The organism is Pseudonocardia sp. ICBG1034 (assembly GCF_020131375.1).
GTDB lineage: Bacteria > Actinomycetota > Actinomycetes > Mycobacteriales > Pseudonocardiaceae > Pseudonocardia > Pseudonocardia alni.
Window position 1 is genome coordinate 219045 of record NZ_JAHLEK010000015.1, and the last position, 12661, is coordinate 231705.

Sequence of the window (12661 nt, forward strand, 5' to 3'; positions counted from 1 at the left end):
CCGCTGAAGTGCGCCCATCGACCGCCGCGGAGCGGAGCCGCGGGACGCGGGTCCGACTCGGGATCGGCGGGGCGGCGGAGCAGACTACGGAGCACCACGAAGTGGTACCAGGTCGCCCTCTGCAGTCGCGACTCGATGGCAGTAACGACATATGCGCATGCATGAAGATACTTGACCGTGTGTACAGGCTTACCGAAGATCTTCCGGGCGCCGGGTGACACACGGTCGAGGGGCGCCGGAGAGGACAGGTCGCAATGCCCGCCGCGCGCGCCGTCGTAGCACCCCGTCGTTCCCGGTTACGGGTCGCCGTCGCCGTGGCGCTGAGCGCCGCGGTCCTCACCGCCTGCGGTGGCAGCGGCGGCGGGAGCGGCCGGGTCGTCCCGGACGGGCAGGCCACGATCGCGATGGCCTTCGGCCCGTCGGCCGGCTACGGGGTGGACACCGACGACGCGTTCGTCGTCTCCCAGCTGGGTGTGACCGAGTCCCTGGTGGCGTCCGGGCCGGACGGCCGGCCGCGACCCGCACTGGCGACGGCGTGGGCCCAGCAGTCCGACCCACGGACCTGGCGGTTCGAGCTGCGCCCCGGCGTGACCTTCCAGAACGGCGAGCCGCTCACCGGGCAGGCCGCCGCGACCGCCCTGAACTGGGTGGCCGGCGTCGCCGCGCCGCCGCGCGCGGTGCGCGGGATCGGCATGCAGGCCGCCGCGGACGGCGCGGACGCCGTGCGCGTCACGACGACGAAGCCCGACCCGATCCTGCCGCTGCGGCTGTCCAGCGCGAACACCGCGATCCTGGCGCCGTCGGCGTACCGGGCCACCCCGCCGTCGGTCCAGCAGACCGGCACCGGCCCGATGACGATCACCCAGGCGAACGGCACCCAGTCGGTGACCCTCGTCCGCAACGACCGCTACTGGGGCGAGCGCCCGCAGCTGGCCGGTGTCACCGCGAACTTCGTGCCCGACCCGGCCGCCCGCGCCCTGGCGCTGCGGGCCGGCGACGCCGACATCGCCCAGGAGCTCCCCGAGGCCAGCGCCCTGGAGTTCACCGGTGACGAGTACGTGAACCAGACCGTCGCCGCGCCCCGGACGGCGTCGCTGATCCTCAACCAGTCCCGCAAGCCCTTCGCCGACATCCGGGTGCGTCAGGCCGTCGCCGCCGCGGTGGACCGCACCGCGCTCGGTGAGCAGGCCCTCGCCGGGTCGGCGGTCCCGGCCTCGGAGCTGTTCGGCCCGGCGGTGGCATGGGGCTCGCAGGACGCCCCGCCGCCCGCCGACCCCGCGCGCGCCCGGCAGCTGCTGACCGAGGCCGGCTACGGCCCGGACAATCCGCTGCGGATCGAGCTGGGTGCCTACGGCGCCCGCCCCGAGCTCCCGACCCTGGCCACCGCCGTCCAGGAGATGCTCCGCGGGGCCGGCATCGAGGCCACGGTCCGCATCGGCGACTACGACGCCCGCGAGCCGCAGCTGCTCGCCGGTGACTTCGACATGTACCTGCTCTCGCGCAGCTACCTGCTCGACGTGCCGGACGCCGGCGCCACGCTGACCACCGACTACACCTGCCAGGGCTCCTACAACCTCAATCACTACTGCTCGCCGGAGTTCGACGCTCTGCTCGCCCCGCTGGCCACCGAGACCGACCCGGCCGCACGGCAGAAGGTCTTCACCGAGGCCGCGGCGAAGCTGAACGCCGACGTCGTCGGGGTCCCGCTGGTGCACACCAACGCGAACGGCGTCGGGCACCGGGTCACCGGATACACCGTCGACCCGCTGGCCAGGTCGCTCGTCGTCCCCGGGCTGGCGACGACGGAGTGACCGCACTCGTCGCGCGCAGGCTGCTGGCGCTACCGCTGGTCGCCGTGGCCGCGGCGGTGCTGGTGTTCCTGCTCCCGCGGTTCTCCGGCCAGGACACCGCGCTCGCGATCCTGCGCAGCCGGACCGGGGAGTCCGACCCGGACCCGGCGGTGCTGGCCGCGCTGCGGGAGCAGTACGGCCTCGACGGCTCCTGGTGGGACCAGTTCACCGGCTGGGCCGGTGCGCTGCTGCGCGGCGACCTCGGGATCTCCTGGACCAGCCGTACTCCCGTCTCGGGCCTGCTCTGGCCCGCGCTCGGGGTGTCGCTGACCCTCGCCCTCGCCGCGCTGGTGCTGGCGGCCCTGGTGGGCATCCCGCTCGGGGTGCGCGCCGCGCGCCGTCCCGGCGGCCGGCTCGACCGGGTCCTGACCACCGGCTCGGTGCTGGGTGTCGCGATCCCCGAGTTCGTGCTCGGGACGGCGCTGGTGCTCGCCTTCGCCGTCACCGTGCCGGTGCTGCCCGCGACCGGCTGGGGCGGGGTCGACCAGGCCGTGCTGCCGGTGGTCACGCTCGCCGCGTTCCCGGCTGCGCTCGCCGCCCAGCTCGTGCGCGCCGAGACCGTCGACGCACTGGCCCGCCCGCACGTCGCCGTCGCCCGGTCCAAGGGCATCAGCGACGGACGGGTGCTGTGGCGCCACGGCGGCCGCTTGGCCCTGACCTCGGTGACCTCGCTGTCCGGGCTGTTCCTCGGCGGGTTGCTCGGCGGCTCGGTCGTGGTCGAGGTGCTGTTCGCGATCCCCGGCCTGGGCCGCCTGCTCTACGACGCCGTGCTGGGCCAGGACCTGCCGGTCGTGCAGGCCGGGCTGCTCGCGATCGTGCTGGTCGCCGCCGTCGCCGGGATCCTCGCCGAGCTGCTCGCGCTCGCGCTGGACCCGGTCGCCCGGAGCGCCGTCCGGTGACCGCCTCGGCACTGGCCCGCCCGGCGGGCGCACGCGCGCGCGTCGCGCGGCACTCGACGTGGTGGCAGGCGGGGGCGCTGGTCCTGCTCGGGGTGCTCGTCGTGGTCGCCCTGCTGCCGCTCGACCCGGTCGCCAACGACCTGTCCCACCGCTTCGCCGGGCCGTCGGCCGCGCACCCGCTCGGCACCGACCAGCTCGGCCGCGACGTGCTCGCCCGGCTCGCCGTCGGCGCCCGGCTCTCGGTCGGGTTCACCCTGGTCGCACTCGCGCTGTGCGCGGGGATCGGGACGGTGCTGGGCGTGCTCGCGGCCTGGTGCGGACGGGCGGTCGGGCAGCTGTTCCAGCGCACCATCGACGTGCTCGTCGCGATCCCGGCGGTGCTGATCGGACTCGTGGTGGTCGCCGCGTCCGGTGGGGCGCCGGGCGTGTGGTCGCTGCTGGTGGCGATCGTCGTCGCCGGGTGGACGCCGTTCGCCCGGCTCACCTACCAGCTCGTGGTCCGCGAACGCGCCCGCGAGTACGTCGAGGGCGCCGTCGCCGTCGGCGCCGGGCCGCTGCGGATCGCGTTCCGGCACGTCCTGCCGAACCTCGCCCGGCCGCTGCTGTCGCACCTGTGCCTGCGGTTCGCGAACGTCCTGCTGACCGTGGCCGGGCTGTCGTTCCTCGGGCTCGGTCCGCAGCCGCCCACCCCGGAGTGGGGGGCGATGCTCGCCGACGGGCGGCAGTTCCTGTTCAACGCCCCGCAGCTCGTCCTGCTGCCCGCGCTGGCCGTCGTCGGGACGGCGCTGCTCGTCACCTCGCTGGGCCGCGGGCTGGAACGCCGGTGGACGACCGGTCCGACCGGACAGTTCTGACATCGCTTCGTTCCTGCCAGACTGCTGCGAGTACGGATGAACGGCAGGAGGTACGTCGTGGCGATGACCGGAACCGACGGACGGCGCAGGGGCGAGGCGCGACCGGAGCTCAAGAGCCTGGTGGACGAGACCGGGGTCGTGCCCCGCGCGGCAGCGCTCGGCGAGGCCCGGGAGGTGCTGGCCCGCGACGGCGTCGTCCGGATCCCCGGCGCGGGCCCGGACCCGGAGGCGATGGTCGTCGCCGCAGCCACCCTGCTCGGCGGGCGGCTGCGCGAGCTGTTCGGCATCCGGCCACAGGGCGGGACCGACTCGCCGGTCCTCGGCCTGCACAACGACGGCGCGTTCCTCGAGGCCGACGTGCACGGCCGCACCGTACGGCTGCGCGACCCCGACGAGGACTTCCTGTTCATGCACTGCACCTCCCCGGCGCCGTCCGGGGGCGACTCGGTGCTCGTCGACGGCTATGCGCTCGCCGAGCGGATCGCCGCGGAGCACCCGTCGCTGCACGGGTTCCTGACCGGCTGCGACGTGGACTTCTTCGGCAGTCGGACGAACCCGCCGCGCGGTGTGCCGTCGACCCCGCTGCTGCGCCGGATGATCGAGCACACCCGTGGTGGCCGGCGTGCGGTCCGAGCGAGCGACTACGCGCTGCCGGTGCCGCGCGAGCCGTACTGGGACACCCACCTCGCGCACATCGAGTCCTACGCCGACGTGCTCGCCACCGCGTTCGAGGCCGCACCACGGTTCCGGCTGGAGAGCGGGGACCTGCTGGTCCTCGACAACTACCGCTTCCTGCACGGGCGCGACGCGTTCACCGGCAGCCGGGAGCTGCACGTGCTGTCGGTGCGTACCACCGAGGCCTTCTGACCGGGCCCCGCGACGACGACGGCCGCCCTCCCGGCGCGGGAGGGCGGCCGTCGTGGCGTACGGGCCTGCTCAGTCCATCGTGAACGGGTCGTAGGTGATGCGGTCGAGCGGCGTGCCCGCGACCAGCATCCGCGACACCGTGGAGCGGATCATCGACGGCGACCCGCAGACCAGGACGTCGTGGTCGCTCCAGGCGCCGAACCGGGTCACGACGTCGGCCAGGGTGCCGGTCTCGGCCCCGGACGGCTCGTCCTCGTACTCGACGACCGGGATGACGTCGAGCCACGGGTAGTTGTAGGACAGCTTGCGCAGCGAGGTGAAGTCGTACAGGTCGTCCCATGTGCGGCCGCCGACGAACACCTGGGTGCGCGGCGGCTGGGGGCGCCGGCCGACCTCGTCGAGCAGCGCCTTCATCGGGGCGACGCCGGTGCCGCCGGCCACCATCAGCAGCTCGCGACGGGTGTTCTGCGGGACGGCCATCCGGCCCATGGGCGGGCCGATCCGCCAGGTCTCGCCGACCCGGCTGTGCGCGACGATCGCGCGGCTGACCCAGCCGCCCTCGACCGCGCGGACGTGGAACTGGATCGTCCCGTCGCGACGCGGCGCGTTGGCCGGGGACAGGTAGCGCCACAGCCGCGGTCGGTGCGGTGTCTCCACCGAGACGTACTGGCCGGCCTGGTAGGGCACCGGCTGGTCGGTCGCGACGGTGACCACGGCCAGGTCCCAGCCGATCCGGCGGTGCTCCACGACCCGGCCCAGCCAGGACGCGGGCCCGCGCTCGGCCGCGGCGGCCTGCTGCATCGCGTCCGCGACGATCCCGTACGCGCCGGTCCAGGCCTTCTCGATCTCCGGGGTCCAGTTCTCGCCCGCGAACGTGGCGATCGCCGAGAGCAGGGCGGCGCCGACCGCGTCGTAGTGCTGGGACAGCACGCCGAACTTGCGGTGGTCGCGACCGAGCTGCTGCAGGAACGGGACGAGGTCGTCGGGCTGGTCGACCATCTGCACCACGTGCACGAGGGCGCGCAGCAGCCGGCTGCGCTGCACCTCCATGTTCACGGGGAACAGGTCACGCGTCTCGGGCGCATGGCTGAACAGCGTGGCGTAGAAGTGCTTGCCGATGTCCTCGGCCTGCGGCTCGACGAGGGCGAAGCTGGTCCGGATGAGCTCGACGGTGCGCTCCGCCTCCGAGGCGGGGCGTCGCGGCGGGGCGACGTCGCCGGCGATCAGCTGGTCAGCAGTCATGCCTGGCGGACACTCTCCTCGGTCGTGCTCCGTGCCGCGGTGACACCGGGCGTTGCCGCCCGCGTTCCGCCGGTTAGGGTACGCGAGAGACTCCATCCGCCGGAACGGCGTACGCCGACCGACTCACCAGTGTGTGGTGAGCGGGTACGCATTGTCACTCATCATCCGTTCGGGGACGGCGGTCACTCGTCATGGCGTGGGTGGCGCCGTGGTCAGGATAGCGCCCATCGCGCGGAATGCCGACGTGGCGGTGTCCCGGGCCGGTCGGAGCCGTGATCGTTTGGTCCTGGCCGCGCCGGATGGCACGGTTGTCCTGTGCCGTTGCGAATCCCCGCCGTCGTCCTGCCCGGACGGGACCGTCCGGCCACGCCGCCGGAGGTCGTCCCCGCGACCCCGGAGCGCGGCGTGCCCGACGCCCCGGAGGTCACCGACGGTCCGCACCGGCCCGGCTCCGCGGGTGAGCACGCGTTGCAGGCCGAGGTGGGGAGCTCCGCCCGCGCCGGCCGGTTCTACGACGACCAGCTCCGCGACCGGCTGCTGCCGCGGATGATCGAGTTCGTCGGTCGGATGGAGATGGCCTTCGTCGCGACCTCCGACGCGCACGGCGAGTGCGACAGCTCGCTGCGGGCCGGTCCGCCCGGGTTCCTGCACGTGCTGGACCCGCACACGCTGGCCTACCCCGAGTACCGGGGCAACGGCGTGTACGCCAGCCTCGGCAACCTGGTGGAGAACCCGCACGTCGGGATGCTGATGGTCGACTTCACCGACTCGCTGATCGGCCTGCACGTCAACGGCCGCGCCCGGATCATGGACGACGACGCCTTCCGCACCGTCTACCCCGGGCACGCGCGCGACCACGCCGCGGGCCGCCGCGCCGAGCGCTGGGTGGTGGTGGACGTGGAGGAGGCCTACATCCACTGCCGCAAGCACATCCCGCGGATGGAGCGGGTGACGCAGCGGCGCGCCTGGGGGACCGACGACCCGGCCCGCAAGGGCGGCGACTTCTTCGGCGCCAAGGGGACCGAGCCGCGGGTGCCGCGGCCCTCGCGTCGCCGGTTCCCGAGCACGACGCACCTCGGCGCGGGGGCCTCGCGGACGCTCCGGCGCCGCCCGCACGGCCGCTGACCTGGGGCGACGGTTGCGCACCAGAGGATACTCCGATCGAGTGAACCGAGCGCCGTGACCCCGGTCGATGCCGGTCGTTGACAGCAGCAGACCGTCACCGACCGAGCACGCTCGGTCGAACCCCCGGGCGGTCGGACGGCAGGCGACACCCACGGGCTCCGGGTGCCGTTCGCGTCGTCCTGTATCGGATACACCACAGGAGAAGTCAGACATGCTGTCGAAGAAGAAGCTCGGCCTCGTCGTCGCCGGTACCGCCGCCACGCTGGCCGCGGCCGCGCCGTTCGCCTTCGCGGGCGACTACGGCCACGACAAGGGCGAGCACCACGGCGCCCCGACGAAGGCCTGCGCCTTCGAGGGTGGCGACGCCGACGCCAAGGGCAAGATCGTCACCGAGGGCTCGCTCAACGCCCTGGCGCAGGCCCCGGTCGCCGGCTCGAACATCGGCCAGGCCGGCAACTGCAGCGACTTCCTGAACGACAACGTCCGGGACAACGCGAACGACAACTTCAGCGACAACGACAACCGCGTCACGGTGATCGACAACAGCGAGCGCTGATCGTCGCACCCGTTCCACCCGCGGCCCGTCCGGAACCCTCCGGGCGGGCCGCGGTCGTTCCCGGAACTTCTCGGTGTTGAGCGGAATGGACTCAACTTTTCTGCGGTTGACCCTGTCGAGAGGTGCACCGGCCGGGCAGACTGTGGAGCAGCGGCCCGGGGTGCCGCTCCCCATCCACAGACCATCGACCTCAGAAGGACCGGGAGGAACGCGGAGCATGGACTCCTTCAACCCCACCACCCGTACCCAGCAGGCCATCTCCGCCGCCGTCCAGGCCGCGACGCTGGCCGGGAACCCCGATGTCGGGCCCACCCACCTGCTGGGCGCCCTGCTGGCCCAGGGCGACGGCATCGCCGCGCCGCTGCTGGCCGCCGTCGGGGCGGACGCGGCCGCCGTCCGATCCGAGCTGACCGCGCTGGGCAACCGGCTGCCGTCGGCGTCGGGGTCGTCGGTGAGCGCGCCGCAGCTGTCCCGGGACGCACTGGCCGCGATCACCGCGGCGCAGCAGCTCGCCACCGAGATGGGCGACGAGTACGTCTCCACCGAGCACCTGCTCGTCGGCCTCGCGCGCTCCGGGGGCCCGGTCGCCCAGCTGCTGGGGCGTCACGGCGCCACGCCGGACGCGCTGCGCGAGGCGTTCGGCAAGGTCCGCGGCTCGGCCCGGGTGACCAGCCCGGACCCCGAGGGCAGCTACCAGGCCCTGGAGAAGTACGGCCAGGACCTGACCGCCCGGGCGCGCGAGGGCGAGCTCGACCCGGTCATCGGCCGGGACACCGAGATCCGCCGCGTCGTCCAGGTGCTGTCGCGGCGCACCAAGAACAACCCGGTGCTGATCGGGGAGCCGGGCGTCGGCAAGACCGCGATCGTCGAGGGCCTGGCCCAGCGCATCGTGGCCGGTGACGTCCCCGAGTCGCTGCGCGGCAAGCGCGTCGTCTCCCTCGACCTGGGGTCGATGGTGGCCGGTGCGAAGTACCGCGGCGAGTTCGAGGAGCGTCTGAAGGCCGTCCTGAAGGAGATCACCGACTCCGCGGGCGAGGTCGTCACCTTCATCGACGAGCTGCACACGATCGTCGGTGCGGGCGCGTCCGGCGAGGGCGCGATGGACGCCGGCAACATGATCAAGCCGATGCTCGCCCGCGGTGAGCTGCGGATGGTCGGCGCGACCACGCTCGACGAGTACCGCCAGCACATCGAGAAGGACCCGGCGCTGGAGCGTCGCTTCCAGCAGGTGCTGGTCGGCGAGCCGTCCGTCGAGGACACCGTCGGCATCCTGCGCGGGCTCAAGGAGCGCTACGAGGTGCACCACGGCGTCCGCATCACCGACGCCGCCCTGGTCGCCGCGGCCGCCCTGTCGGACCGCTACATCACCGCCCGGTTCCTCCCGGACAAGGCCATCGACCTCGTCGACGAGGCCGCCTCCCGGCTCCGGATGGAGATCGACTCGCGCCCGGTGGAGATCGACACCGTGGAGCGGGCCGTCCGCCGCCTGGAGATCGAGGAGATGGCGCTCGACAAGGAGGTCGACGCGGCGTCGAAGGACCGGCTGGTGGCCCTGCGCGCCGAGCTGGCCGAGAAGCGCGAGGAGCTGGCCGCGCTGACCGCGCGCTGGCAGAACGAGAAGAGCGCCATCGACGTCACCCGCGAGCTCAAGGAGCAGCTGGAGCAGCTGCGCGGCGAGTCCGAGCGGGCCGAGCGCGACGGCGACCTGGGCCGGGCCGCGGAGCTGCGCTACGGGCGCATCCCGCAGCTGGAGAAGGAGCTCGCCGCCGCCACCGAGACGGTCGAGCGCGCCGAGGACGTGATGCTCAAGGAGGAGGTCGGCCCGGACGACGTCGCCGACGTCGTCAGCTCGTGGACCGGCGTGCCCGCCGGCCGGATGCTGGAGGGTGAGACCGCCAAGCTCCTGCGCATGGAGGACGAGCTCGGCCATCGGGTCGTCGGCCAGTCCGAGGCCGTGCGCGTGGTGTCCGACGCGGTGCGCCGGACGCGTGCCGGCGTCGCGGACGAGAACCGGCCGACCGGCTCGTTCCTGTTCCTCGGGCCCACCGGCGTCGGCAAGACCGAGCTGGCCAAGGCGCTCGCGGAGTTCCTGTTCGACGACGAGCGGGCGATGATCCGCATCGACATGAGCGAGTACTCCGAGAAGCACTCGGTGGCCCGCCTCGTCGGTGCCCCTCCCGGCTACGTCGGCTACGACCAGGGTGGTCAGCTCACCGAGGCGGTGCGGCGGCGGCCCTACAGCGTCGTGCTGCTCGACGAGGTCGAGAAGGCCCACCCGGACGTCTTCGACACACTCCTGCAGGTGCTCGACGACGGCCGTCTCACCGACGGCCAGGGCCGCACGGTGGACTTCCGCAGCACGATCCTGGTGCTGACGTCCAACCTGGGCAGCCAGGCCATCGCCGACCCGTCCCTGGACGAGAAGGGGCGCACGGACGCCGTCATGGCGGTCGTCCGGTCGCACTTCAAGCCGGAGTTCCTCAACCGGCTCGACGACGTCGTGGTGTTCCACGCGCTGTCGACCGAGGAGCTGACCCACATCGTCGACATCCAGGTCGGGGTGCTGGGGCGCCGGCTGGCCAAGCGGCGGCTGTCGCTGGAGGTCTCCGACGCGGCCCGCGAGTGGCTCGCCATGAACGGGTTCGACCCGGTCTACGGCGCGCGTCCGCTGCGCAGGCTGGTGCAGTCCGCGATCGGCGACCAGCTCGCCCGCGAGCTGCTGTCCGGCGGCGTCCGCGAGGGCGACACGGTCCGGGTCGACCTGGACCCGTCGGCCGACGGCGGGACCGGCGGCCTGGTCGTGGGCAAGGCGGTCGGGGCGGCCGACCCGGCGGTCGCGATCGCGAACTGATCCACCGGTTCGCCCGTGGGCCCCGGCGGTGCACGTCATCGTCGGGGCCCATGGAGCACTTCACCGCCGAGCAGCCGCACGCCGGACGGACCTGGCTGGACGAGTACCGCACCCGCATCGAGTCGATCCGGGTCCGGGCCGAGCAGGCCCGGGACCGGGTCGCGACGGTGACCGCGACCGCACGCACCCGCGACGGTGCGGTCGTGGTCACCGTCGACCCGTCGGGGAGCCTCACGGACCTGCAGCTCGGCGTGCGCGCCGAGGAGATGCCGCGGGCCCGGCTCGCCGAGACGGTGCTGCGGCTGAGCCGGGAGGCCGCGGCGGACGCGGCGGCGCAGGTGGAGGCGATCATGGCACCGCTGACGGGGGCCGGGCGGTGACGGACACCGGCGGTTTCTCCGTCGACCCGACGAGACTGTCCGACCACTCGCGCCGGGTGTCCGCGCTGGCCGAGGCGACGGCGGCCGCGGTGCCACGCTGGACGGACCTCTCCCCGGACGCCTACGGCGTGCTCGGCACGGTCCTGACGGGTGCGCTGCTGGCGCCGACCACGATCGGTGCACGGCAGGTGGCCCGAGGGGCCGAGGCACTCGCGACGGTGGCGGGCGACCTCGCCGAGTCCGCCGCGTCGTACCGGACCTTCGACGCCGACCTGACCGCCGAGGTCTGCGCAGTCGACGTCGGTCCGTCACCCGCCCGGAGCTGATCGTGAGCGCGCCGACCCCGCACCTGTTCGACGCGCCGCCGCCCACCGCCGGGGACCTCGTCGACGACCGGTTCGAGGGCGCGGGCATCGCCTCGTCCTTCCACGACACGGGCAAGGCCGTCGACGGGCAGGACGGCCTCGGCGTCGTCTCGGCCGGAGCCGCGCTGGCACTGGACTACGTCAGCGTCGTCCAGGACCCGGTAGCCACCCTGGGCTCGGCGGTCGCCGGCTGGGCGATGGAGCACATCGAGGTCCTGCGTGAGGTGCTCGACGTCCTGTGCGGCGACGGGAAGCAGATCGGGGAACGGGCCGACGGCTGGGCCCGGTTGTCCCGCCACCTCGAGGGCCGGGCCGAGGAGCTGGACCGGGCGATCACCGACGTCCCGGCCGTCTGGACCGGTGCCGCGGCCGGGGCCTATCTCGCCGCCGCCACCCGGCAGGTGACGACCCTGCGGGAGCTGGCCGGTGACACCCGGGAGCTGGCCGGGCTGGTCCTGGACTCGGGGGTCCTCGTCGGGACCGAGCGGGCACTGATCCGCGACGCCATCGCGGACTTCCTGGGTTCCATCCTGTCCAGGATCGTCCTGGCCACCGCGGTCACCGTCGCCACGGCCGGCGCCGGGGCGGTGACGGTCCCCGCCGTCGTCCTCGAGATCGTGCAGTTCGCCCGCACGCTGGTCGCCCGGCTCGAGGAGATCCTCCGGATGCTGGAGGACGCCGCGGGCACCGCCACCCGGATCGGACAGAGCCTGCAGACGCGTTCGCCGTCGAACGCGGCCCGTGCCTCGCGTGCGGAGTCCGCAGGCGCCGTCGCCCTCGACGCCGTCGTCGAGAGCCAGAAACAGCAGGCGTCCGCCCGCGAGACCGTTGCGGAGTGGGACGGGCCCGTCCCGACGGCGCCGGCCGGCTGATCCACGACGAACGTGCACGTCCGGAGCCGTGGCGCTACCACTCCACGGGGCCCGTCGGGACTACGCTGCCCGGCATGTCGGTCTGGTTCGTCATCGCCCTCGTCGCGATCGTCGTCGGTGTCGGTCTGCTGCTGTTCGACCGGTTCCGCGGGGGCGCGACGCGGGACCGCCGCCGCTGGGCGTCGATGCGGGAGTGGGAGTACCTCGAGTCCGATCCCGTCCTGCCCAGCCGCTGGCGCTACGGGACGATCCACCAGGGCGGCCCCGGTGTGGCCCGCAACCTGGTCTCGGGCGACGTCCCCACCCCGGACGGCCCGCGCAAGGCCTACGCGTTCGACCACGAGCAGGCCGGCCGCATCAGCTCGGTGCTCTGCGCGGTGCAGGTGCACGAGTCGCTGCCCGCCGCCGTCGAGCTGCGGCTTCCCTCGGCCCCGCTGCCCGACGACGCCGGTCTGGACCTGCTCGAGCCGGTCGGTGAGCGCTACGCCTTCGTCAGCGACGCCGACGCCGTCCGCCCACTGCTGACCCCGCGCGTCGCCGACGCCAGCGACGCGGTCGGCGAGGACGTCGAGCTCCTCTGGGCCGAGGACGCCTGGGTGCTGGCCGCCGCGCCCGTCGGCATCTCCGCCGATCGGATGCAGGACCTGCTCGCCGATCTGGCCGAGGTCGCCACCGCTCTGGAGGAGGGGCTGCACGCCCGTCGTCCCGCGATCGAGTCCTGATCTGCAGCTATCTACGCAGCGTTGATCCACCGCAACGCCATGTGACCACCCGAACGCGTTAAGCCGAACGGGTACCGC

General features: G+C 73.7%; 12 protein-coding genes. 11 read left to right on the top strand and 1 reads right to left on the bottom strand.

Annotation, left to right across the window (positions count from 1 at the left end; translation table 11 throughout):
• Nucleotides 1-254 precede the first annotated feature (254 nt).
• The 4 genes from KPF22_RS02570 to KPF22_RS02585 all read left to right on the top strand — a co-directional run bounded on the left by KPF22_RS02570 (nt 255) and on the right by KPF22_RS02585 (nt 4470).
• Nucleotides 255-1811 (top strand): ABC transporter substrate-binding protein, encoded by a 1557-nt coding sequence (locus KPF22_RS02570; protein WP_224401103.1) that lies wholly within the window; start codon nt 255-257, stop codon nt 1809-1811.
• The gene (locus tag KPF22_RS02575) at nt 1808-2749 is read left to right on the top strand and encodes an ABC transporter permease (protein WP_178375629.1); all 942 of its coding nucleotides are present in this window, start codon (nt 1808-1810) and stop codon (nt 2747-2749) included. Before KPF22_RS02570 ends, KPF22_RS02575 begins: the two co-directional genes overlap by 4 nt.
• The gene (locus KPF22_RS02580) at nt 2746-3603 is read left to right on the top strand and encodes an ABC transporter permease (RefSeq protein ID WP_224401104.1); all 858 of its coding nucleotides are present in this window, start codon (nt 2746-2748) and stop codon (nt 3601-3603) included. The genes KPF22_RS02575 and KPF22_RS02580 overlap by 4 nt, the downstream gene beginning before the upstream one ends.
• Before the next feature lie 63 nt (nt 3604-3666).
• Complete coding sequence (locus KPF22_RS02585; protein WP_208822281.1) at nt 3667-4470, top strand: TauD/TfdA family dioxygenase; 804 nt, start codon at nt 3667-3669, stop codon at nt 4468-4470.
• A 69-nt stretch (nt 4471-4539) separates the two neighbouring features.
• On the opposite strand, the gene KPF22_RS02590 is transcribed toward KPF22_RS02585, so the two are convergent.
• A complete protein-coding gene (locus tag KPF22_RS02590; RefSeq protein ID WP_208822279.1) occupies nt 4540-5712 on the bottom strand; it encodes a globin domain-containing protein in 1173 nt (390 codons plus the stop codon).
• A gap of 315 nt (nt 5713-6027) precedes the next feature.
• Here KPF22_RS02590 and KPF22_RS02595 point away from each other — a divergent pair, with 315 nt between their 5' ends.
• The 7 genes from KPF22_RS02595 (at nt 6028) to KPF22_RS02625 (ending at nt 12583) form a co-directional block, all read left to right on the top strand.
• Nucleotides 6028-6837: a pyridoxamine 5'-phosphate oxidase family protein gene (locus tag KPF22_RS02595; RefSeq protein ID WP_208822276.1), complete on the top strand. Its 810-nt coding sequence runs from the start codon at nt 6028-6030 to the stop codon at nt 6835-6837.
• Between the two features lie 211 nt (nt 6838-7048).
• On the top strand, nt 7049-7393 hold the full coding sequence (locus KPF22_RS02600) for a hypothetical protein (protein WP_224401105.1): 345 nt from the start codon (nt 7049-7051) through the stop codon (nt 7391-7393).
• Nucleotides 7394-7610: 217 nt separating this feature from the next.
• The gene (clpB, locus tag KPF22_RS02605) at nt 7611-10244 is read left to right on the top strand and encodes an ATP-dependent chaperone ClpB (protein ID WP_224401106.1); all 2634 of its coding nucleotides are present in this window, start codon (nt 7611-7613) and stop codon (nt 10242-10244) included.
• Nucleotides 10245-10294: 50 nt separating this feature from the next.
• On the top strand, nt 10295-10624 hold the full coding sequence (locus KPF22_RS02610; protein ID WP_062398799.1) for a YbaB/EbfC family nucleoid-associated protein: 330 nt from the start codon (nt 10295-10297) through the stop codon (nt 10622-10624).
• Nucleotides 10621-10950, top strand: coding sequence for a hypothetical protein (locus KPF22_RS02615; protein ID WP_224401107.1), 330 nt, complete (start codon nt 10621-10623; stop codon nt 10948-10950). The genes KPF22_RS02610 and KPF22_RS02615 overlap by 4 nt, the downstream gene beginning before the upstream one ends.
• Before the next feature lie 2 nt (nt 10951-10952).
• Nucleotides 10953-11861: a hypothetical protein gene (locus tag KPF22_RS02620; RefSeq protein WP_224401108.1), complete on the top strand. Its 909-nt coding sequence runs from the start codon at nt 10953-10955 to the stop codon at nt 11859-11861.
• A 74-nt stretch (nt 11862-11935) separates the two neighbouring features.
• Nucleotides 11936-12583, top strand: coding sequence for a hypothetical protein (locus KPF22_RS02625; protein WP_062403935.1), 648 nt, complete (start codon nt 11936-11938; stop codon nt 12581-12583).
• The last annotated feature ends 78 nt before the right edge of the window (nt 12584-12661 follow it).